13 protein-coding genes are annotated in these 23,351 nt (G+C 57.2%); 11 read left to right on the top strand and 2 right to left on the bottom strand.

What is annotated here, in order from left to right; all coding sequences use genetic code 11:
* Window positions 1-542 precede the first annotated feature (542 nt).
* Both K227x_RS14440 and K227x_RS14435 read left to right on the top strand, forming a co-directional pair.
* The gene (locus K227x_RS14440; protein ID WP_145170487.1) at window positions 543-1,532 is read left to right on the top strand and encodes a Kelch repeat-containing protein; all 990 of its coding nucleotides are present in this window, start codon (window positions 543-545) and stop codon (window positions 1,530-1,532) included.
* Between the two features lie 169 nt (window positions 1,533-1,701).
* Window positions 1,702-2,961: a PQQ-binding-like beta-propeller repeat protein gene (locus tag K227x_RS14435; protein ID WP_145170485.1), complete on the top strand. Its 1,260-nt coding sequence runs from the start codon at window positions 1,702-1,704 to the stop codon at window positions 2,959-2,961.
* On the opposite strand, the gene K227x_RS14430 is transcribed toward K227x_RS14435, so the two are convergent.
* Window positions 2,913-4,886: a family 16 glycoside hydrolase gene (locus K227x_RS14430; RefSeq protein WP_218934011.1), complete on the bottom strand. Its 1,974-nt coding sequence runs from the start codon at window positions 4,884-4,886 to the stop codon at window positions 2,913-2,915. The two genes, K227x_RS14435 and K227x_RS14430, sit on opposite strands and share 49 nt — an antisense overlap.
* A 93-nt stretch (window positions 4,887-4,979) precedes the next feature.
* Here K227x_RS14430 and K227x_RS14425 point away from each other — a divergent pair, with 93 nt between their 5' ends.
* From K227x_RS14425 to ppnP, 6 genes are all read left to right on the top strand, one after another.
* On the top strand, window positions 4,980-5,753 hold the full coding sequence (locus K227x_RS14425; protein ID WP_145170482.1) for a hydroxypyruvate isomerase family protein: 774 nt from the start codon (window positions 4,980-4,982) through the stop codon (window positions 5,751-5,753).
* Between the two features lie 3 nt (window positions 5,754-5,756).
* A complete protein-coding gene (locus tag K227x_RS14420; protein WP_145170480.1) occupies window positions 5,757-7,094 on the top strand; it encodes a TCR/Tet family MFS transporter in 1,338 nt (445 codons plus the stop codon).
* A 301-nt stretch (window positions 7,095-7,395) separates the two neighbouring features.
* Window positions 7,396-10,476, top strand: coding sequence for a DUF5060 domain-containing protein (locus K227x_RS14415; protein ID WP_246146849.1), 3,081 nt, complete (start codon window positions 7,396-7,398; stop codon window positions 10,474-10,476).
* 272 nt (window positions 10,477-10,748) lie between these two features.
* Window positions 10,749-13,277 (top strand): coiled-coil domain-containing protein, encoded by a 2,529-nt coding sequence (locus K227x_RS14410; protein ID WP_218934010.1) that lies wholly within the window; start codon window positions 10,749-10,751, stop codon window positions 13,275-13,277.
* A gap of 155 nt (window positions 13,278-13,432) precedes the next feature.
* A complete protein-coding gene (locus tag K227x_RS14405) occupies window positions 13,433-14,290 on the top strand; it encodes a histidinol-phosphatase HisJ family protein (RefSeq protein ID WP_218934009.1) in 858 nt (285 codons plus the stop codon).
* Between the two features lie 69 nt (window positions 14,291-14,359).
* Window positions 14,360-14,638, top strand: coding sequence for a pyrimidine/purine nucleoside phosphorylase (gene ppnP, locus K227x_RS14400; RefSeq protein WP_145170476.1), 279 nt, complete (start codon window positions 14,360-14,362; stop codon window positions 14,636-14,638).
* A gap of 8 nt (window positions 14,639-14,646) precedes the next feature.
* Here the strand turns inward: ppnP and K227x_RS14395 are convergent, their stop codons facing one another.
* A complete protein-coding gene (locus tag K227x_RS14395; protein WP_145170474.1) occupies window positions 14,647-16,158 on the bottom strand; it encodes a protein kinase domain-containing protein in 1,512 nt (503 codons plus the stop codon).
* 491 nt (window positions 16,159-16,649) lie between these two features.
* On the opposite strand from K227x_RS14395, the gene K227x_RS14390 reads away from it, so the two are divergent.
* The 3 genes from K227x_RS14390 to K227x_RS14380 all read left to right on the top strand — a co-directional run bounded on the left by K227x_RS14390 (window position 16,650) and on the right by K227x_RS14380 (window position 23,261).
* Entirely contained in the window at window positions 16,650-19,139 is a 2,490-nt protein-coding gene (locus K227x_RS14390; RefSeq protein WP_218934008.1) for a DUF4347 domain-containing protein, read from the top strand.
* A gap of 140 nt (window positions 19,140-19,279) precedes the next feature.
* A complete protein-coding gene (locus K227x_RS14385) occupies window positions 19,280-21,001 on the top strand; it encodes a hypothetical protein (protein ID WP_145170470.1) in 1,722 nt (573 codons plus the stop codon).
* Window positions 21,002-21,227: 226 nt separating this feature from the next.
* A complete protein-coding gene (locus K227x_RS14380; protein WP_145170468.1) occupies window positions 21,228-23,261 on the top strand; it encodes a glycoside hydrolase family 32 protein in 2,034 nt (677 codons plus the stop codon).
* Window positions 23,262-23,351: the final 90 nt, after the last annotated feature.

Raw genomic sequence — 23,351 nt, 5'->3', positions numbered from 1 at the left:
GCGTTTTGCGTTGCGTGGGTGGTGGACGCACGGGGCGATGCCCACGCGGTTAAACGATTTTGGGGCGGGGGTTGGTCGCTGTCGTTTAACCGCGTGCCCAGCGGGCCGCGCGTTTTCCGTTGCGTGGGTGGTGGACGCACGGGGCGTTGCCCACGCGGTTAAACGATCTGGGCGTGGGGGTTGGTCACCGTCGTTTAACCGCGTGCCCATCGGGCCGCGCGTTTTTGCGTTACGCGGGTGGTGGACGCACGGGGCGATGCCCACGCGGTTAAACGATTTGGGGCTGCGGGGTGGGATCTTGTGGCGTTGTCGCCTTGACTTTTGGCATTAGTATGTTGCTGGGCTGGGACTTTGCGGCATCGGCGAGCGTTATGTCACGCCAGCTTTAGTGTGACCCGATTGGCGGTGTTGCCTGCCTGGCTGACAGACTTGTGGGGAACGACGGTTCGTGGACTCGTCCACCCAATCGATTCCTCCACTGGCCCATCGCGTGTTGCTTCCTCTTTCTCCCTGACAGAAACATGATCCCAGCTAGCCCTACCATGCGTTTGATCCTCGCGGCCGGTTTTGCCATCACGGCATTGGGCACGTTGGCGCACGCGAAAGAACCCTGGCAATGGGAAACGGTCGAAGCCACGGGGAAGCCGACCGCCCGGCACGAAGCGGCCTTGGCTGCGTTCGATGGCAAGGTCTATCTGATTGGCGGACGGCGTATCAACCCGGTGGATGTTTTTGATCCCGTGACGGCCACATGGTCCGCCAAGTCATCCACGCCGATGGAACTGCACCATTTCCAAGCCGTGGTTTGGGGCCAGGGTGTCTATTTAATCGGGGCGATGACGGGTGGGTATCCGCGCGAAACGCCACTGGACAAGATCATCGTCTACTCACCCGCTACCGACAGCTTCCAGTTCGTGCACGGGATCCCCGAATCGCGTCGACGCGGTGGTGCGGGCGCCGTGGTTCATGACGACAAAATCTATTTGGTGGGCGGCATCACCAATGGCCACGTGGGTGGCTCGACGGCATGGTTGGACTGTTATGACCCGCGAACCGGTGATTGGGAAGTTTTGGAGGACGCCCCGCACGCTCGAGATCACTTTCAGGCGGTCCTGATTGGCGACAAGATCTACGCTGCCGGCGGACGGACCACATCCCAGGCCACCAAGCAGACGTTTCAGTTGACGGTCCCCGAAGTGGATGTTTACGACATCCGGACGGGCCGATGGCAAACCTCCGCCACGCCCCCACCACTGCCCGTTGCTCGCGCCGGAAATATGGCGATGACTTTCGGCGGCGCCCTGATCATCGGTGGCGGCGAAAGTGGTGACCAGAAGACCGCCCATGACGAGGTCGAAGTTTGGTCGCCGGGTGACGACACCTGGAAACGCTGGCCATCGCTCCAGCGCGGTCGACACGGCAGCGGATTTGCCATCGTGGGCGACCACGTTTACACCGCGTCGGGCAGTGGAAATCGTGGTGGCGGGCCTGAATTGGAGAGCGTGGAACGGTTGGCATTGCCCAGGCAGTGATCCGGCAGGCGTGTTTGCCCCCTTTTTTGCCGCACCGCGTCGATGGATGCTGGCTGCGCCGAAAGCGGTGAATCGCTAGCGAACCCGTGACGACGGTGTGGCGAAATGATTAGGATGAAGCCCAGTGGTCCAACGAGGGCTAAGACGAATTCACTGGCGAAAGATATCGATGCGCAAACTTGTTTTGACTGCTTTGTTGATGGGGATAGTTGGGTCAGCGGTAGCCGCCGAAAACTGGGCCGAATTTCGTGGCCCCGGCGGTACCGGACACGCCGACGATGCGAACTTGCCAACCAAGTTGGACGACAGCGTGGTCCAATGGCAGATTCCGATTCGCGGTCGCGCCTGGTCTAGCCCTGTGGTGTGGGAGGACCAGATTTGGTTGACGACGGCGGCCGAGGACGGCAAGCAACGTAGCGTCTTGTGTGTGGATCGCAACACGGGCAAGGTGATTCACGATCTGGTCATCCTGCGTGAAGAGGAGCCGCCGTTTTGCTATCCGGCCAACACCTACGCGACGCCCACGCCTGTGGTAACGGCAGAGAATGTATTCGTTCACTTCGGCAGTTCGCTGACGGCTTGCTTGGACCGATCTAGTGCTGAAGTGGTTTGGAAACGCACCGATTTGGAATGCGACCATCACCGCGGACCGGCTTCGTCACCCATCCTGTTTGACGGAAAACTGTTCCTTGCGTTTGACGGCTTTGATGTCCAGTACGTCGTGGCACTGGACGCAAAGACCGGCGACACCGTTTGGAAACGCGACCGAGACATCAATTACGGGACCGACAACGGCGACCGGATGAAAGCCTACGGCACTGGTACCGTCGTGATGGTGGATGGAAAACCCCAGGTCGTGATGCCCAGCGCGGTGGCAACGATCGCGTACGAACCCAACACCGGCCAGCCCATTTGGACCGTCTACCACGATGGCATGAACGCATCGGCCCGTCCGATCGTTTTCGGCGATTTGGTTTTGATCACCAACGGTGGTGGCGGGATGGTCGCGGTGCGTCCCGATGGACACGGCGACGTCACTGGGACCCACATTGAATGGTCCGAACGCAAATCGGTCCCCAAGAAGTCGTCGCCACTGCTGGTCGACGGCCTGATCTACATGAACAGCGACGATGGCGTGCTGTCATGTCGGGAACCTGAGACCGGCAAAGTGCTGTGGCAGAAGCGAATCGGCAAAGAATACGCAGCGTCGCCGATCTTTGCTAGCGGCTACATTTACTTCTTCAGTGTCACGGGCACCATCGTGACGATTCGGCCGGGTCCAGAATTTGATCTGGTTGCCGAATCGGAACTGGGCAACGGATTCATGGCATCGCCGGCCGTGACCGGCGACGCCATTGTCTTGCGGAGCAAATCAATGCTCTACTTCTTGGCAGCCTCGGATCCCGCAGCGGCACCGTCGAAGCGATAGATGCATTCGCCGCGTGTGCTGTTGGTCAGCACGTAGACTTCGCCGGCCGCATCTTGACCAAACGCCAAAACTGCGACGCTATCCGGAATGATCTGTTCATTCCGAATCACGGTCTTGGTGGCAGGGTCAAACGTCAACGCCCAAACCGAACCGGTGACATAGTCGGCGTAGATGTAGCGGCCGTCGAGTTGGGGCAGTCGGCTGTTGCGATAGACGCGTCCGCCGGTGATCGACTTGCCGATCTGGTGGTCGTATTCCCAAACCGGTTCGATTGGATCGCTGGCGTTTTCGGAAGCCGATCGGTTGCCGAACGCGTGTGAACCTTCGCGGGTGCTCCAGCCGTAGTTGCCACCCTTGGTGATCACGTCGACTTCTTCCCATAGTTCTTGCCCCACATCGCCGGCCCAAAGATCGCCGGTTTTGGGATCGAAAGCGATTCGCCATGGGTTACGCATGCCGTATGCAAAGATTTCTGGACGTGCGTCTTTGACATCGACAAACGGGTTATCCGCAGGAATTCCGTAGTTCTTTCCATCGGCAGGATGATCGACATCGATTCGCAGGATCGAACCGAGCAGGGTCGCCAGGTTTTGCCCGTTGCCGTGCGGATCGTTGCGGTCGCCGCCGTCACCAAGGCTGACGTACAGAAATCCATCAGGACCAAATTCGATGCTGCCGCCGTTGTGGTTTTGGTACGGTTGATCGATTTCCATCAGCACCAATTCCGATGCGGGATCAGCCACCAATGGATTGTCCTTGGACATGGTGAAACGCGACAGCACCGACTTCGATTCGCTAGGGTGCGAATAGTAGACGTAGAAGTGGCGAGTGTTCTTGAAATCGGGGTGCATTGCCAATCCCAACAAACCCTGTTCGTTGGCACCCGATCGTTTCCAATCGTGAACTTTGCCACGCAGGTCTAGGACCAGCTTGGAATCCGAAACATCGGCTTGGTTATCGAACGACCAGATCGCACCGTATTGCGACGCGGCGTACAACCGGTTGCTATCGTCGTTGGCGAAGGTCAGTTCCAGCAAACGCAAGTCGCGGATCTTGCCGGAATCATCCACGGCTTCCCATTGATCCCATTTCAGATTTGGAAAGGCCAGATTGCTGGACATGCCTAGCTTGCCATCGATCGGTTGTGGAACCGATCCGTCATCCGCGATCTCGCGTACTTTGATGTTGCGATAGGAAACCAAGTCATTGTGATCTTGAAGACAGATGTAGCCTTCGCCCAAGCTTCCGAAGTCGGCCAGTTTGGCAAACTTGCTGGCCGCGACGCGTTCCTTCCAATCCTTGTTGCCAAGTTTGAAACGGAAGTATCGAACGCCGTTCATGCAGACTTCGCAGTCATTCTTGGCGATGCGAATGTAAAGCTGATTCCATTGGCCGGCTGGGCGAGTCGAATCGACGACCGATTGGTCCTTGGACCAACTGGGTGCCGAAGGTTTGTACAGCTGGTACAACCAACCTGCTTTTTGCGGATCGTGGCCGTCCACATTGTCCTGAACTTGGATTTCCGGACCGGTGTGCCAAGGCGGGCCATCGGTTTCAGCGACATGGAACATCACTCCGCTGTTGCCGGCTTCGCTGATCTTGTATTCCAGCGACAGTTCGAACGAACCGTACTTATCTTTGGTGATGATGTCGCCGGCGCCTTTCTTGGATCGGACCAGCGCGCCGTCCTCGATCTTCCAGCCGTCGGAAACTTTGTCTTTTTTATAGTTGCGCCATCCGTCGGTGGTTTTGCCATCGAACAGCATCTTCCAACCGCTTCGTTGTTCGGACTGGGATAGCTGATTGACCGGTGTTTCAGCGTGTGCCAGTGGAGCAGCAAGCGAAAAAGGGCCAGCGAGGGAAAGGGGCAAACTCATGGCAACCGACGTGGCGACGGTCGCGAAATGACGTTTCGCAAATCTCATGGAGTGGGATCCGGGGAAGGCGGGGTGGGTAAAACGAACTCCAAGAGTATTATTCATCGCTGAACGAGCCACAACTGCGAAGGAAACGCCCAAATGACAAGTCCGTTGCCCCATTTTCAACCCTCCGTCTGCATTGATGCGGTGCTGGGAGAGCTCGATTCAGCGGATGCGATCGCCAAAGTCGCGTCCACGGGGATCCAAGCATTCGAATTTTGGGGCTGGTGGGACAAGGACCTCGACGCCATCGAAACGGCTCGAGACCAACATTCGATGCAGATTTCGGCTTGTTGCACCAAATTTGTGTCGCTGGTCGATCCGGCCACGCGAGCCGAGTATCTGGACGGGCTTGGCGAATCGATCAGTGCCGCCCAGCGATTGAAGTGCCCCACGTTGATTTCGCAAGTCGGCGACTTTCGCGTCGGAGTCGACCGCCAAGAACAACACGATTGTCTGGTCGAAGGCCTCCAATCAGCGGCAAAATTGTTGGATCAGTCGGGAATCACGCTGGTGATCGAACCCCTGAACGAGCGAATCGATCACGCCGGCTACTATCTGGTCCGCAGCGACGAGGCGTTCGAGATCATTGATCAGGTCGATAGCGAGCAAGTCAAAGTCGTGTTCGATATCTACCATCAACAGATCAGCGAAGGTCATGTGATTGCGAACCTGACCGAAAACATTGCCAAGATCGGGCACTTTCACGCAGCCGGTAACCCGGGCCGTCACGAACTGACTCGCGGCGAATTGAACTATCCACAGATCTTTGATGCGATCCGAAAGACGCCTTACGCAGGCTATGTCGGGCTGGAGTACTGGCCGTTGGACGATGCCCTTGATGGACTGAAACAAGTGGCTGGGTGGTTTTAGGAAATGACTGATTCGACCAAGCAGCCGCGGAAAGCCGCGATCGCGTTCATCCTGTTAACTCTTTTCATCGACATTCTGGGCATTGGGATCGTGATCCCGGTGTTGCCTGAATTGGTTCGTGAATTGGTGGGCGAAGACCCGGTGACATCCGTCATCGAAACGGAGGTCAGCCCCGCCTTTGGCGAAGCGGCAGCGACCAGTTTGCCTACGCCCGAGGTGCTGGACACCACCAAGAACTTTTCGAGAGCTGGCCGCTATGTTGGCGTCATCGGTGCTACCTATGCGTTGATGCAGTTCCTGTTCGCGCCCATCATCGGTGCCCTGTCGGATCGATTCGGCAGACGCCCGGTGTTGTTGGTTTCGATGTTTGGATTGGGAATCGATTTCTTGATCCAAGGATTCGCGCCGAACATCTTTTGGTTGTTCGTGGGCCGAATTTTGGCCGGGATCATGGGTGCGTCGTTAACGACCGGAAACGCGTACATCGCGGACGTTTCGACGGACGAGACGCGAGCGAGAAACTTTGGCTTGGTCGGCGTGATGTTTGGCCTTGGGTTTACGATCGGACCGGCGCTGGGCGGATTGCTTGGCGGCATCAGTCTTCGACTGCCGTTCTTTGTTGCCGCTGGTTTGGCTTTGGTGAATTGGTTGTACGGCTATTTTGTCGTTCCCGAGTCACTTGCGCCCGACAAACGCACTCCCTTTACGCTGCGAGGCGCTAATCCGCTTGGTTCGATCCGCCGTTTGGGCGCGTACCCGATGGTGGCCGCCTTGGCCGCGGTGTTCGTTTGCAAATCGTTGGCCCAACGTGGGCTGGAAAACGTCTGGGTTCTGTACACGGGTTTCCGTTTCAGCTGGGACGCATCGACCAACGGATTGGCACTGGGCTTGGTCGGGGTGATGGCGATCATCGTTCAGGGGGGCATGGTTCGGCCGGTCATCAAGCGGTTCGGCGAACGGGGTGCCGTGATCGGCGGAACGATCATTTCGGCGCTGGCGTTTGCGGGGTATGGATTGGCGACCGAGGGTTGGATGATCCCGTGCATCATCGTGTTTGGCGCCTTTGGCGGCGTTTCGGCACCCGCCATTCAAAGTTTGGTGACGGGATCGGTTTCGGAAACCGAACAGGGACGGATCCAGGGCGCTTTGACATCTTTGACAAGTCTGACGAACATCATCGCACCGTTGTTTTTCAATACGCTGTTGTTCAGCTACTTCATCAGCGATTCGGCTCCGGTGCAATTGCCCGGTGCGCCACTATTGGTCGGGTCGATTTTGTTGACCGTATCGATCTTCATCGCGATCAACGTGTTTCGGCAGTTCCCGCAAAAATCGACATGATCGACCGTGTGGGTTGAAGCGCCGCGAGGTGTGAAAAATCACATTCCGGGCGCGATTTATTTGCGACGGAATTCAGCCTGTTTGTGGGTGACAGGACAACATTGGGCGGACGAGGGCGGATAAACTGTTGGGCCACCCCAGTTTGATTTCCCCGTTAGCCCTCGAGTTAAGAATGAGATTCTGTAGACACGTCTGCTGCCTTGCCACCACGTTATCGTTGGCAATTTTAACTGGCTTTGCTGCGGCCCAGGGTCAGGCACCGATCGCAGATTCGTCACTGACTTTCGCCGAGCGTGACGGCATGGTCGCCGTCGAGGCGGAGCATTTTGTCAAGCAATCCAAAACGGACACGCGAGCGTTCTATCTGACGCACGCCGATTTGACTCCCGCGGTTGCTCCCGACGGTGACCCCAATCACACCGCCGGAGCCAGTGGCGGTGCGTATCTAGAAATTCTGCCCGACACTCGCCGCACGCACGCAGACAAACTGATCCGGGGTACCAATTTTTCGCCTGAACCGGGAAAGATGGCGGTGTTGGACTATCGCGTCCATATCCAAACGCCGGGACGCTATTACGTTTGGGTCCGCGCGCATTCCACCGGCCCCGAAGACAATGGTTTGCACGTCGGCATCGACGGCACCTGGCCCGAAAGTGGACAGCGTCTGCAATGGTGCCAAGGTAAAAACACATGGCGTTGGGACAGCAATCAACGCACCAACGAGACCCACTGCGGCGAACCTCACAAGATCTTTCTGGATATCAAAGAACCCGGCGACCACGTCATCCATTTCTCGATGCGCGAAGATGGATTCGAGTTCGACAAATGGTTCATGACGACCGACCGCGAATTTGTTCGTCCCGACGACGCCGGACCAGAGTCGAGGGTCCAATCGGGAACATCGCCCAAGTCGTTCCGTTTGGTAGCCGCAGTTCCACCGACCGCGGATACGGCGCCTGTGGCCGACGAGGCACCCAATGCACAGAAGCCCGCGACCGCAGCGGACCAGCGTCAGCTGACGATGACTGCGAAGATGTTCGCAGAGGCAAAGAAGTCGGGTTACTACCTGGACAACCAAAAGTGGATGGCGATCAACCCCGAAAAGGACAAACAGGGCAAGGCAGAGCGGACGTTCCCGTTTCCCACCGGTGTCTATGACGTGACGCTGCTTGCCGTCGGTGAAAACGACGGCCAATCGACTTACCAAGTCAGTGCAGACGGCGAGAAGATCGGCGACCACACATGCCCGTTGTCGAAACAGACTTACGAAGAGGGCAAGACGTTCCACAAAACATGGAATAAGGTGGCGCTGACCGAGGGAGCGATCGTGGTCGTGGAATCGCAGATCCAAAGCAGCGATGGGAAAGAGTACAGCCGAGCGCGCTGGGCAGGTGTTGCCTTTCGGCCAGCGGACAAGGCGACGCGTGAAGCGGCCGCCCCGCATTTCAAAGAACAAGCCAAGCTGGTCGCCGAATCGGCAAAGTCGAGTCCGACACGTTCGGTCAGCGACGCGCCGCTTCAAACCCCGCGTCAAGCAAATGGCGATGGTAGCGTTAAGATCGAGGGTGCCACGAAGACTTGGCATCGCACGATGCTGACGATCCAGGGCCCCTACGCACACGAACAAGACAATGTGCCCAACCCGTTTACCGACTATCGGATGACGGTCGAATTTTCGCATCCCGATGGCGTTCGCTACCAGATCCCTGGGTACTTTGATGCCGATGGAAACGCCGCCAACACATCGGCGGATTCCGGAACCGTGTGGCGTGCGAACTTCGCGGCCGATCGTCCGGGAACCTGGACGTACAAGGTGTCGTTCCAGCAGGGAAAACTTGCCGCGCTGGACGACGATGCCAAGTCATCTGCCGTCAAACCCTACGATGGTCTGACCGGTTCGTTCGACGTGCAAGCGTCGGATAAAACGGGATCCGACCTGCGGGCCCAAGGCCGATTGAATTATGTCGGCAAACGATATCTGCAGTTCGCCGGAACCGGCAAGTACTTTTTGAAGGTTGGGGCCGATGCACCGGAAACTCTGCTGGCGTATACCGACTTTGACAACACGATCGCGGGGAATCCCAAGCGAGCGCCGCTGAAAACGTGGTCGGCACACGAGAAAGATTGGCAATCGGGCGACCCAACTTGGGGCGACGGTAAGGGCAAAGGGTTGATCGGTGCCATCAACTACCTGTCCGGGAAAGGCTGCAACGCGTTTTCGTTCTTGACCTACAACGCGGCCGGTGATGGCGACAATGTGTGGCCGTTCATTCACCGCGATGACAAGCTTCACTATGACTGCAGCAAACTGGGCCAGTGGTCGGTGGTGTTCGATCACGGTACGCAGCGTGGCATGTATTTGCACTTCAAGATGCAAGAAACCGAGAACGACGACCATAACAAGGGACGTGGCGATGGGAATGTTCCCGCATCGCTTGACGGTGGCGACTTGGGCGTTCAGCGGAAACTTTACATCCGCGAACTGATCGCTCGATTCGGACATAACTTGGCGTTGAATTGGAACCTGGGTGAAGAGAACACGCAGACCTACGAACAACACCAAGCGATGATCAACTACATCGCGGAAACCGACGCCTACGATCACCCCATCGTGATCCACACGTACCCGGGACAACAGGACCAGGTCTACGGACCACTGTTGGGCGACAAGTCTCAGTTGACAGGTGTGTCGCTGCAAAACAGCAGCCTAGAAACCACTCATGCCGAAACCGTTTACTGGGTCAAAAAGTCGACCGAAGCGGGCAAACCGTGGGTGGTAGCGTTCGACGAGTCGGGCTCGGCCGCGCACGCCCAATGCCCCGACCTGGGGTACAACGGATTCGACGGGCATGACCGAAACGGAAAGATGGCCTACACCCAACACAAGGTCCGCAAACAAACCCTTTGGGGAACGTTGATGGGTGGCGGTGCCGGATGCGAGTACTACTTTGGGTACCAGTTTGACCAGAACGATATCGTTTGCGAAGACTGGCGAAGCCGCGACCAGAGCTGGGACTATTGCCGAATCGCGATTGAATTTTTCCACGACAACGAAGTTCCGTTTTGGGAAATGACCAACGCCGACGCGTTGATCGGCAACCCCAAGCATGAACCGGGCAATTTCTGCTTGGCGAAGGCATCGGACACCTACGTCGTGTACCTGCCCGAGCTGGGATCGGCGTCGCTGGACCTGTCGGATGCAGACGGAACGTACACGGTGCAGTGGCATAACCCCCGCACCGGTGGTTCGCTGGCCAACGGTTCGGTGAGTCAGGTTTCCGGTGGTGGTTCGGTCGAACTGGGCAATCCCCCAGGGTCACCGGATCCATTGTCCGAAGCGAACGACTGGGTCGTGCTTCTGCGTCGCGCAGACAAGTCCTAGTCCCACCCCCTCGCCGATCGAATGATCGCCCAATCGCCCCCACCGGGCGATTGGGATGAAGCCAAATGCGGGTAAAGCCCCCCCGGTCCATCCAGTAGGCCGGATCAAGGAGCGAAGCGACGCGGATCCAGCATTCAGGCACCGCCGTTTCCGCAGGCCCTGCGCCCATAAAAAACTTGGGTTTGCGTTCGGTTCGGGCAATTCGGTACTGTTGGGATTGGAAAACGGGATGAACCCAAGATAGGCACGTAAGCGAGACACGAGGTCGCGTGATGTGGTGGCTCGACAAACAAGATCTTCGTCAAAAATCGTCTGCCAAGGCGATTTCGCCGGCTGCGCAGCCATTGCCTGCGGGGAAGGTTGCACGCCTTTCGCTTGACGATCCGCCAATTGGGATCCTTCGCCAGCCCACCACGGCGGATCGATCTCGGGCGCGAGTTTCGGCGACGATTCGTCCGGAAATGAGCGTCGATGCTGCGAACCGGGCAATCGCTGGTGGATCGGCCAAGCAATCCGGCAGCACGAAACCAAATCAAGCTGTCAAGATTCGCCGGGACAAACTGCAGGACCTGCTGACGCCGCAACAGCATGCGGCTAATCGAATTTTGTCGGAAGTCGGTGGAGGTTGCGAGAGTGAACTGCAACGTCTGGGCCACGATATCAGGACTCTAGAGGCTTCGCTTCGCGAGTCATCGACGCAGTCCCAGCAGTTGACCGTCCAGTTGGATGCGGCATCCGCACAGCGGGATCTGCTTCACAGTCAGCTTTCCGAACACCAGAGTCTGCGAGAAACCGAGTCCGAACGATACCGCGCCTATGTCGTCGGCTACGAGAAGCATTTGGCCGAACAAGAGACGCAGATTCAATCTCTGAATTCGCAAGTCCAGTCGATCCGAGATCGAGCGCAGAAGCATACCGCTGATTTGATCGAAGGCCATGCACAGGAACTGCGAACACTTCGCGGGGCCCACGAGGCTGCGGAAATCGCTGCCGCTGCACGTGCGGACCAGTTCCGCCGTTGGCAACGCGACGCGGAATGTCGATCGAAAGCCGCCGAACATCAGATTGCCGAACTGAAGCATCAAGCGGTCACAGACCGCGCGGCCTGGAACGCACAGCGAAGCGATCTGGAACAACAGAACCGAACCTTGGCCGATCAGCTGGCCGAAACGAAAACCAACGCCGAAGATGCATCCCGGCAGATGGACCGCATCCGCAGCCAATCCAATGCCGACCTTGCCGAGTCGCGAATCAAAACGAACGTACTGAAGGCTCGGCTGGAATCCAGCGAAACGACGATCGCTGCGTTGAAGATCGAAATTGAAAGATCGAAGCAGAACGCCGAGGCCGGTCGCGCCCATGCTGCTGACGATTCGTTGCGACAATCGCATACGATCCGCTGCCTACAAACGCTACTGGACAACGTCGACCGGGAAGCCCATCGATTCCACGCGGCATCGGTGCTGGGCGACCGATTGGCCAAACAGCAAACAGGTGCATTGGAAGAGTCTCTGCGTGCGTTGTCGGTTTGGAAGAACACGGCCTACCGGACTCAATCGATCAGCCAGAACCAATCGCAAGAACTGCAGCGAGTCCATGGTCGGTTGAACGAACTTGCCATGAACCATGACGGGCTGGTCCAAGTCTTAGAACGTCAGGATTTCGATTTGCACGAAGCTGGGTTGGCGGTCACCGAACTGCGTCGCGAATGTCACAGCCTTTCGAAAGAGATCGTTCGCCACGAAACCGAATCAAATCGTTTGGCCCAAGCGGTATCCGACGCCGAGATCAATGCCAAACGAGCAGAGACGGATTTGGACAATGTTGCCGACGAAGTTCGTGCGAAAGACGACGAACTGATTCGCGTTCGTGCGACGTTGGCCCAGTGTCGGTCAGAACTTGCACAGGCCAGCAAGCAACACCAGACTTCGGAAAACGAACTCAACGACAAACGGATTGAAGTCCAGGGACTCGCCGACGCCAAGGATGCGGCGATCCAGTTGGCCGAATCGACTCAGGCAGACCTTGCCGCCGCCAGCGCCCATCTGGTGTCGGTAAAACAGGAACTGATCCAAACCCGTCAAGAACTCGCCGAGTCGTGGAAGCTATCACAAGAGGCGACCGATCGGTTGCAACGAAGCGAAGCGACGCTGGCGAAACTGCAGGACCAGGAACGAAGGTTGATCGAAGTCCAGGAATCCCAGTACGAAACGTTCCAGACCCGCATCAACCAACTGCAGACGACGATCGATGATGTGACGACGTCATGGGAACAAGAACGCGAACTGCGACTCGCTGCACAGCAGGAAACAACCGAAGCAACGGCGATCGCAGCACAACGATCCATCGAATCGCAGCAGGCACGTGACAGCGAATTTCAAACCCGCATCGACGCGCTGCAAACGACGATCGATGAATTGACGGGTTCTCTGGAACACGAGCGGGGACAGCGTGCCAGTGCCGAAAACGAGACTCGGCGAGTGACCAAGACGCAAGAACAACGTGAAGCCGTTCTGTTGATGGAATGCAGCGAGCTTGCCGAACATCTGCGAGTGCTTCGCGAACAACACGAGGACCAGCAACGCAAATTGGAATCGTTGACCGAGATCGCAGCGGAAGCGGAGACCAGCAAGACCGAAACGGCTCGCTTGAAGGCACGATTGAGCGCGGGCACGGCACGCGGCAAGCTGTTGATCCAGCAATACAAGACTCGCATCGAAGCGGCGGAGCGACGACTGGCTGTTTGTGAAGCCGCCCTTCTGGCCAATCGCCAAACCCCGATGCTTCGAAACGCCGCCTAGGGTCGCTCTGGCCCCACCCCGTGGTTGACCGCAAAGTCGAGTCGACGCCCCCCGAGGGATCCGAGTGGGGTCGTGGCGTTTTGACATTCCGCATAGGGTGTAGGTCTACCGACTGGTCTTGGTGATCTGTCCTCGATTTCTAGGAAAACTCTGACGTGACATCGCCCGATATTGCCCCTGCCAACGGCATCCTGTTCGAATCGCACTCGCACACGCCGCTCTGCAATCATGCCGACGGATGGCCGACCGAGTACGCGGTCGTTGCCCAACAGCGAGGATTGCGGGGGCTGATCGTGACCTGCCACAACCCGATGCCCAATGGATTTTCGGCTCGCGTGCGAATGCGAGAGGAAGAGTTCGGCGAGTACATCGATCTGGTCGAACAGACCCGCCAACAGTGGGAAGGCCGCGTCGATGTCCGTCTCGGGATCGAAGCGGACTATTTCGAGGGGCACGAATCGTACCTGCAGAAACAGTTGGATTCGGCCGACTTTCATTTCGTGTTGGGGTCCGTCCATCCACAGATCGACGAATTTCGAGAACGATACTGGAGCGATGATGCGATCGAAGTCCAGCGAACCTATTTTCGTTTGCTGGCGAAAGCGGCCCAAACGGGACTGTTCGATTCGTTGGCACACCCCGATTTGATCAAAAATCTGTTCTCCGAAACCTGGGACCCTGCTGCGGTTATGGACGACATCCGGTCGTCGCTGGACGCCATCGCAGATACGGGTGTGGCAATGGAACTGAACACGTCGGGAATCAACAAACGCATCTCGGAAATGAACCCGTTTCCCGACATGTTGTGCGAAATGAACGCTCGCGGGATCCCCGTGACGCTGGGGGCCGACGCCCACCAACCGGACCGGGTCGCCGATGGTTATGAAGCGGCCATGCAGCTGTTGTTGAGCTGCGGGTACGAGCACGTCCATTTCTTCCTGAACCGAAAACGACAAACCGTTGCGATCTCGGATGCACTTGCCTCGCTAGTCGATACGTCGACAGTCGGCTAAAACGTCTGCCCATCCAGTACCAGTGGATGGATCCCTTCCCCCGCAACCGCCAACATGGGCCTGACAGAAATGAAAGTCAACGAATACTTCGACGGCAAAGTGACCTCCATCGCGTTCGAAAACCAAGAGGGCCGAGCCACCGCGGGCGTGATGGCGGTCGGCGAATACGAATTTGGCACCAGCGAAAAGGAACTGATGAAGGTCACTTCCGGCGAACTGTTGATCAAGTTGCCCGGTGAAAGCGAATTTCAGTCATTCCCGTCGGGCACCGAATTTCGCGTCGAAGCAAACGTCAAGTTCGCCGTCAAAGTCGAACAGACGACGGCCTATCTTTGCTTCTATAGCTAGGCAATCCGCTATCGATCGACGTCGCCACCGACCAGGATGGATCGTACCGTTTCCTCGTCTGCCCACGTTGATATTTTTTCCAAGTCGGCCGTTCGCTGACTTGCCGCGGGTGCCAACAACCCCGCGATGATGTTCTTCATTTCGCGGCTAGCATCGATCGCTGGCCAGTCACGCGTCGGAATGCTGGTACGTTTTGTTTCGTACAAGTCGCGCCAACTAGTTTGCCGGAACAACATCCGACCGGTCAACATTTCGGTCGCCATGCAACCCAGCGCGTACCAGTCGCAGGGTGGACCGATTTCGCCGCTTCGAAACTGTTCGGGCGGCATGTAGGCGGGGGTTCCGACGGCCTTGCCATCGGTCACTTCGGACTCCAGCAGTTTGCTGAGGCCGAAGTCCGTCAACTTGACGCATCCATCGCGGCTGACCAGCACATTGCCTGGCTTCAAATCGCGATGGATGACGTTGCTGTCATGGGCATACTGAAGACCTTTTGCGATCTGTCCCAACACAGCACGCGTGCCGGCCTCGCCCAGCGCACCGTGTTCGCGAAGCACTCGGAACAGATCGGACCCATCGCACAGATCCAAGACCAGGAAACGAGTGCGATAGGCAAGGAAGTTTTCCTGGAACGTCACGACGTTGCGATGTCGCAGTCCGGCAAGCAACACGGCTTCTTGGTCGAAACGCGACTGCATTGCATCGTTGTAAATGAATCGATGCCGCAACATCTTCAACGCGACCCAATCGCCACGTTCGACATGCTGAGCTTCGTAGACCACCCCCATGCCACCGCGATTGATACAACGCGTCAGGCGATATCGGCCAATTTCTTTGCCGCATAGTGCGTCATGATTTCGCCCCCCCAGACGATCGCTGACCAACTGGCTCAGCGCGATCTCGATCTCCGGATGACGTGCTTTCAGTTCGTGATAGTCGGTTGCCGACAATGTCAGCGATTGAACATCGCAAGTCGCGACCACATTGGCTGAACAATTTTGACCTGTCAGCAATGACATCTCACCGAGCACCGATCCGGCACCATCGATATCGATTCGTTCGCCGGTTTTGACATCGACGATATCGACCGTACCGCTAAGCAACAGATGCAAACCGGTTGCCGGTTTGCCTTGGACCAGCAACGTGGTGCCGCGCGGGAAAGAGCGTTGAACGAGTTTGGTTTGCAGCGACTCACTCGCGTCTGCCGCCAACCCTGCGAATGTCTTGCACTGGTTCACGGCAGATCCATGCCCTAGGTCGCCGACATCGATCGACTGCGACGACGCGGCAGCAATAGCAGCATCCGACGCCAGGATCCTGGTTTCGATCGAATCGTTACCGATCGAGTGACGGCACTGCTCCAACAAGACCTGCAGCGACTCTTGATGTTCGTCGGGAACCCGTCGCAACCATGAATCCATGCCGTCAAGCGTTTCGCCGGCGCGAAGTGCCGCCTCGAACTGGTTGCGGATCAACCGGATCTGGATTGACCAATCGATGGTGGTTTCAGGTTCAGACATGAAGGCCAGGTTCAACCGATGAACGAGGGATCGCCGCCACCGTGGCGGGCAGTGACACCCACCCAAATTGTAGGTTCAGGGCACCCGGCATTATAGCCCTACGGCAGCCAATCCCGGCAGCCTGAAATCAGGTGCCGTCGATCATTCTTTCCAAGGTAGATTCGCCTTGAATGGATGCCAACCTGCACGGTGATCGGGGGGGACGCGATGGGCGTCCTGTGGCCTGAATTCGCAGGGTTTTGAGGCAATCCGTGCGTGGAAGTCGCTCTGTGGACCGCGTTACCCGAAAGGTCCTGCCGATCGGCATATCCAAACTGACCCAAACAGATTCGCGTGGGAATCGCGGCTCGCCGCCGGTTGGCGTCAACCGTAACCCGATCAGATGCTGATGTAAGTCACGTGGACTCCGCGATCGGCATGTTCGTTTCGATACGGAGTCTTTGCCCCACCCCTTCGGCTTGCCATTCTTGCTCTTAGACAGTTCGATGAAAATGACGACATCCGATCGAAGCCGTCCCGTTCGCCTCTGGCAACCTGTGGACGACCGCGCGACCGTCAGCGGTGAACCAATCGAGATGAACAGCGATGGCCCCGCCACAAGATTGCCGGCAACGCGCAGAGAATTGGTGATCGTCGACCGCAGTGCGGCTGACTACGAAAAGTTGGTCGAAGATGTGATGAGCCAGGCGGATGAGGATCGCGTCCTGACCGTTGTCTTGCTGGACGCCGATCGCGATGGTGTCGAACAGGTGTCGCGGATCTTGGCGACGCGAAGTGAGCTGAGCGCGCTGCACATTGTTTCGCACAGCGAGCAAGGTGCACTGCGACTTGGGAACCTATGGGCGAATCCCCAGACAATGATGACCAATGCCGGTCCCATTTGTTTGTGGGGCAATGCGCTGGGCCAGACCGGTCAGATCATCCTGTATGGTTGCGACTTGGACCAGTCGTCCGAGGGACGCGATCTGATCGCCGACCTTTCGGCACTGACCGGTGCAGACATTGTCGTTGGCGACCAGGCCACCATCACGTCCCACCGTCGTGGGGATCGGCGACGTCCAATCGCCAACGGGGCAGAGCGGGAACTCGACAATGGGGCCGATCGGGATAGCAACAATGTTGCCGAGCGACCGAGCGTTCTCGGTATCCGCCGTCCGGAAATTCAGGACGTCGTCATGCTCGCCAAACCCGCCCGGGCGGAAACGGATGCGGATGCGGATGCGGACAACGAGACGGGAACGACTGATCCGGTTCCCGATAGCGAGACGTTCACGTTCGATGCGACCTCCGTCAGCACTGGATCGAGCACCACCTACTGTCCTTTGATCGTTCTGATGCTGCCGGCCAATGGTGGTGAAGGAACGAGTGTCGCAAACGTGTTGGACCGGTCTGACGTATCGTCGGTGGGCATGCATCTGTCGATTTCCCAACTGATCGTCGCCGACCAAAGCGGCGGCGATCCCGCGACCGACACGATCGATCACCCCTTCCTTCGTGATGCGTCGGGCGCGCCACTGAAAGTCCCTGGGATAGCCGGTGAAAGCTGCGTCGGCACAGAAGCCGCCCTGGATTTCGCTGTGTGCGGCCAGTTCCAGCTGACCGGGCCAATGACCGAGTCACCGATCGCAAGCGACAATATTGTCCGGAAATCTGAACACAATTTCGACATCGCACCGCTGGATGTCGGGACATCCGCAGACCCGACAATCCAGCCTCCCAACGATCGTCCAGAATGTGAAGTCGCCCAGGGTTTGACGGCGACGCCGATGGACCACACCATCACCGAACAGGCCGACAGATGGCACGTCCGCAAACGCGTCGTCGATACCGAGTACGTCGAATCTGGAAGACGCAGACGCGATTCTGTCGTCGGTGACTTGGTGAACTACCACATCACAGTCGATGTCCCGAACAACGGCGCCAGCAACCTGCAGCTGACCGATGTGCTTCCCGCTGGTCTCAGCTACGTCGGCGCCACGATCGAGACTTCCCCTGGTTTGCGAACCAGCATCGGCAGCTTTGATGATGTCCTGAACAATGCATCCATCACCGGCGCTGCCGTGCCCTGGATCAACGATGGCCGAAAAATCTCATTCAACTTTGGCGATGTGCACAACCGCAGTCGGAACAGAAGCACGACGGAACAAATTCGCGTGAATGTGACGACCGTGATCGTGAAGATCACCAAGCAACCGGATGACGACAACCAAGCCAATCGGGTGCAAGTTCCTTCCGCGGCCGTGGCTCCCCAAACGACGACAATGACGACGACAAAGACCACGACACCTGACACCATGGTCAGAAATCCCAACCAAGTCGATATCATCGAAAGTTCGGCCGCCCGGGGATTGCCCACACGCCCCATCACGGTCTTGGAAACGCACGTTAATTCAAGCTTCGCATCGCCTTGGGATTCGGATTCGACCAGCGCCGTCGCCGAAGACACCCTTGCAATCTGGAACCCACTGGATTTCGGATCGACAGTGGATCAAGTGACAAACATCGACCGCTTCGCCAGCGCAGGAACGATAGAATCAGTTACCTCGAGTGACATCTGCGTAGCCAGCGATCAAGTGCAGGCGGATTCGTCGGTCCTTGTTTGCAGCTTGGTGAACGACGCCGGGGACGAGCGAGCGATCGATTCAGTGCACTTCGTCGGGTTGGAACATGATGACGTGTTCGGAATCCGCGAAAGCGACATTCAAAGCACCACCGACGAAGATCGGGTACGAGGCGATGCGTCTCGCGAATTTCCCCGGACCAAACATTCCGGTCAGGAACGCGACGTTGGTGATCTCGGCTCGCGATCGGCGATCAGCAACCATGCATCCTCGCAGCCCTGGTCGCGGATCGACCGGGTCATCGACGTGGATGACTGCGATCGGCGTTGGCCTTTGAACCGTTCGCACGACGCATCGTGGATCGACTGCCGAACTCTCGGTCTGGGACGACGGTCGGTTTGTTCAAACGAATCCGGATGACCGGCATGGTCGGGATATCCCGACGGTCATCCTGGATTCCTGGGTGCAGCTCGGTCGTGCATTCCTACACTGCACACTCGTGACCTACGTTAATGGGGGGGAAGCATTCGTTGCCACCATACCATTCACGGAATCAATTCATGGGCTATTCGGGCCAAACGGTTGCACGACCGCGTTCTATCCTTGTCATTGTCGGCGGCACGCTGGCATGTGCAGGTCTATTGGCAGGCGCGTTGATCGCGACCCCCAAGCTGCACCACGTTTTGACCATGGAAGATCAGCCAGAGGAACGGAGTTGGCAGTCACTTGTCGACGAGGGATTGCTTGAAAACCGCCACCTTCGCTTGGTCGATGTGCGTTTGGTGGGCGAAAACCCCGCGAATGCGGCGCAGTTGTCGCCATCCGATCCAACGGACCAGTCTGATCAGCCAGACGCCGCCGACCTTGACCGGCAAACGCCATCGCAAAGCGACTCGGTCATTACGGTGATGCCCCGCAGCAGCGATCCCTTGGACGTAACCGTCCAAGTCGTCATCGCGAACAATCCATCGGCGATCGAAGACGCGTTTCGACAGGTCGAAGATACAGGCACGTTGACCGGTCGTTTCACACGCCGCAATTCTTCCCAACTATCGCAACAGCTGACCGGCCTGATTCGGTCGATCCAGCACCCGATGTCGGAAGAGGCGTTTTCCGACAACGTTCTCACGAAACTTGTCTCTGGGGAAACCGCGGTTGATGATTCTGCAGTTGGCGATTATCCATTCTACGTTTTCGAACCCGTCGAAACACCGCTTGCGCGCACAAACGCATACCAGTGGTTTGCCGTTAGCTTTGCTGCGGTCGTGATTGGGTTGGTGATCGGTTGTTCGGGCGGTCCGTCGCTGCTTACGTGCATTTTCTTTCCCGCACCAGCGATGGTAAGTCTGCTGGGATATCCCATTCGCTATGGTCGCGCAGGAACACCGACGCGGCTCTTGTATCTGGTGATCGGCGGATTTTTGGTCAGCTTTGGCTATGACCAAATGGTTGTCCAGGGACACATCCACGAAATGCATGGCGATCTACTGAAGTGTTCATTGGGGTTTGTCGCATTGTCTTTTGGGACAGCCGCCATCTTCGGATCGATCACCAACTTTGCGGCTGGAAAGTTGCATCGATCGGTCGAACCAGCCGCGGGTCAATGCGCGCCATCAATGACTTCCAAGGCATCTGCCCAGTCAAAAATGTCATTCTCCAAGGCGTGCAGCATGACACCCTCGGACGCCATCTCGACTCGCCCATTCATTGACCGACGCTTCGCTTCCATGGGCAAAGCAGCGCCTTCGAAACCGGTGGCGCAGCAAGCAGGAACGCTTGCCAAACTAGGCTTTTCCGAGCCCCAGCTTCATCACTGGAAATCGGGCAGTGTGGATTCGTCTTCTGCGATCCAAATCGGTTGCAACCGCGTGATCGTCGCTGAACTTCAACGTGTGTTCAACGGCAAGGTCGAAACCAACCCGAACCTGCGTCTGATTAGCGTGCTGGAGGACGGGTTGATGGTGATCACGTTATCGCCACAAGATGATGAATCACCGAGAAAGCGATTTGGTTCATCCGGATTCTTTTTGGTTCACGAATCGGATCACGTGCAAACCATGTTGGCAAACCATTTGGAAACCACGGTCACAATGGCCGAGAAACGCCAAACGTCGGTTGTGGTGTTCGAAGATGGTGAAGCGTCTCAGCTAGTGCCACTGGCCGACCGGGTGATTGCACATGTGCAGACCCAATATGGCGAAGCACACCTGGACGTGGGTCCCGCCCACAGCGGACGATTCGCGTTTCCGCCGCAACCGGTTCCCACGTTGGCAACCGTTTAGCCAGGCGAAGCAGACGATCACCCTGGGTGGGACGGTTTCCGACTTTGCGACTCGGACGTGATTCTTCCGATGGTCACATTGCGTGGACGTCTTCCACTACATTATGGCATGCCAGCGACACGTCAACGAAATCGATTCGGTGCTTTTTCTGCAGCGGTGCGTGCGAAATTGAACATCGTCTTCCGATCGATGCTGGTTCCGCTTTACGCCTGCCTGTGAAACCAACATGAATCAATTTCTTTGCGTCCTGTTCTATGGCGGGATGTCGATCCTGGTCCAACATGCCCTGATCACGCCCCCCATGGCGGACGATCTGTTGTTCCCCAATTCGGACTTTGAACAGGGAACTCTGGATGGCTGGACCGCCGAAGGAAAAGCCTTCGCAATCCAGCCCACCCATGGTGATAATTCCAAAATCAGGAATCGAGAAACCAGCAACCTGCAGGGCGAATGGTGGATCGGCGGCTACGAGCGCAACGATGGAAAGACGGGGCATCCGGGGGCCATTGCGGGCGACCAATTGACGGGCACGCTTACCTCCCAATCCTTCACCATCCAACAGCCATTTCTGGCTTTCCGAATCGGTGGCGGTAGCCTTCCCGGCCAGACGGGCGTTCGCTTGCTTTGCGACGACCGCCAGATCGAAATGACAAGCGGCGTCGACAGCGAGACGATGTCGAACTTCAGTTACGACGTCACATCCTTGGTGGGGAAATCGGCAAGACTTCAAATCTTTGACACCGCGACCGGCGGTTGGGGCCACATCAACGTTGATGACTTTCGCGGTCGGGACACGCCCGTCCCGGAAATGAGCAACGAGTTTTCGCTGGCCGGCGATCTCTCTGCGTCTGGATACCCCGATGTAGCCTACGACCAACCATTGCGACCTCAGTTTCACTTTCTGTCTCGCAAAAACTGGCTGAACGATCCCAATGGAATGGTCTTCGACGGTCAAAAGTATCATCTGTTCTTTCAACACAACCCCGACAGCCCCAAGTGGGGCAACATGACGTGGGGCCATGCGACCAGTTCAGACATGGTGCATTGGAATCAACATGACCATGCTTTGCTGCCTTACCGAGTCGACCGTCAGATGGGCACCATCTTTTCGGGCACTGCCGTTGTGGACCACAACAACAGTCTCGGCAAGCAGGTCGGCGATACCAAAACCATGGTCGCGTTCTATACCTTCGCCACCCAACCGCTGTTCTATCAAGCGATGGCCTACAGCACGGACCTGGGCGTTACCTGGACCTACTGGAACGAGGGCCGCGCAGTCGTCCCCAACCAAGGTTTTGACAAGGGTGAACGCGACCCTAAAGTGTTCTGGCACGAACCATCCCAGCGATGGGTGATGGCCCTTTGGGTCCAGCAAAATCCTGGCCGAGTGCGTTGGTTCACATCCCAAAACTTGGTCGACTGGGAATTTGCATCCGACCTGATGCGTGACTGGGCATTCGAATGCATGGACGTCGTCTTTCTGCCCGTCGACGGAGACGCCAAGAACGTCAAGTGTGTCATCTATGACGCAAGTTTCGACTACGAGATTGGGCAATTTGACGGGAAAGAGTTCCATTCGGAAACCGATGCCCTGAAGACATCGCAAGGAAACTTCTATGCAGCCCAATCATTCAATCAGGCCCCCAATGGTCGGGTGGTCCAAATGGGTTGGATGCGTGGCGGTCCCAACTCTGCCGATGTCTACGGGTTGCCCCACAATCAACAGATGGCGTTTCCTTGCGATCTGACGCTGCGTACAACCGATTCAGGGATACGACTGTTTGTTTGGCCGATCCCCGAAATCAGTTCCTTGGTCCGAAAGAAACACACGTATTCGAACATCTCGCTGCCACCCGGGACCAACGCAATCGCGGACCTCTCCGACTTGGATTTGATCGACCTTGAAGTCACCTTCACACCAGGTTCAGCAAAGCAAGTCGTGTTTGATCTGCCGCGTGTTTCGGTTCGCTATGACGTCCAGAAACAGACGCTGAATCATGACGGCGTCGATGACCAAGGAAATCCGATCCCGAAAACGACCATCGACAAAGTCGCCCTGCGTGATGGAAAAGTATCGCTGCGTCTGTTGGTTGATCGCCTGACCCTGGAAGCGTTTTCGAGCGATGGCGAAAGCTTTGCGGCTCACTACATCGACCCTAAAAACGAGGCTCCGATCGTTTCGATCCACGCGATCGGGGGCCAGGCAACGATCGAGTCGCTGGAGGTTCGCGAACTGGAATCCGCTTGGCACGACAAGTAATCGAGACACGACGACCTGCTGCGTCGCCCAGTTGCATCGACGGGTTTACGGTTGCACGGGCCTCGAAATCCGCCGACCGTGTCGGCAGAC

Source organism: Rubripirellula lacrimiformis (assembly GCF_007741535.1).
In the GTDB taxonomy this organism is placed as follows: Bacteria; Planctomycetota; Planctomycetia; order Pirellulales; family Pirellulaceae; genus Rubripirellula; species Rubripirellula lacrimiformis.
This window is presented reverse-complemented; position numbering and strand designations above follow the sequence as displayed.

What these genes read in the sequence shown, in the direction of transcription:
- K227x_RS14440 (WP_145170487.1), top strand. Translation starts at nt 543, where the DNA reads ATGCGTTTGATCCTCGCGGCCGGTTTTGCCATCACGGCATTGGGCACG.
- K227x_RS14435 (WP_145170485.1), top strand. Translation starts at nt 1,702, where the DNA reads ATGCGCAAACTTGTTTTGACTGCTTTGTTGATGGGGATAGTTGGGTCA.
- K227x_RS14430 (WP_218934011.1), bottom strand. Translation starts at nt 4,886, where the DNA reads ATGAGATTTGCGAAACGTCATTTCGCGACCGTCGCCACGTCGGTTGCC.
- K227x_RS14425 (WP_145170482.1), top strand. Translation starts at nt 4,980, where the DNA reads ATGACAAGTCCGTTGCCCCATTTTCAACCCTCCGTCTGCATTGATGCG.
- K227x_RS14420 (WP_145170480.1), top strand. Translation starts at nt 5,757, where the DNA reads ATGACTGATTCGACCAAGCAGCCGCGGAAAGCCGCGATCGCGTTCATC.
- K227x_RS14415 (WP_246146849.1), top strand. Translation starts at nt 7,396, where the DNA reads ATGGTCGCCGTCGAGGCGGAGCATTTTGTCAAGCAATCCAAAACGGAC.
- K227x_RS14410 (WP_218934010.1), top strand. Translation starts at nt 10,749, where the DNA reads ATGTGGTGGCTCGACAAACAAGATCTTCGTCAAAAATCGTCTGCCAAG.
- ppnP (WP_145170476.1), top strand. Translation starts at nt 14,360, where the DNA reads ATGAAAGTCAACGAATACTTCGACGGCAAAGTGACCTCCATCGCGTTC.
- K227x_RS14395 (WP_145170474.1), bottom strand. Translation starts at nt 16,158, where the DNA reads ATGTCTGAACCTGAAACCACCATCGATTGGTCAATCCAGATCCGGTTG.
- K227x_RS14390 (WP_218934008.1), top strand. Translation starts at nt 16,650, where the DNA reads ATGACGACATCCGATCGAAGCCGTCCCGTTCGCCTCTGGCAACCTGTG.
- K227x_RS14385 (WP_145170470.1), top strand. Translation starts at nt 19,280, where the DNA reads ATGGGCTATTCGGGCCAAACGGTTGCACGACCGCGTTCTATCCTTGTC.
- K227x_RS14380 (WP_145170468.1), top strand. Translation starts at nt 21,228, where the DNA reads ATGAATCAATTTCTTTGCGTCCTGTTCTATGGCGGGATGTCGATCCTG.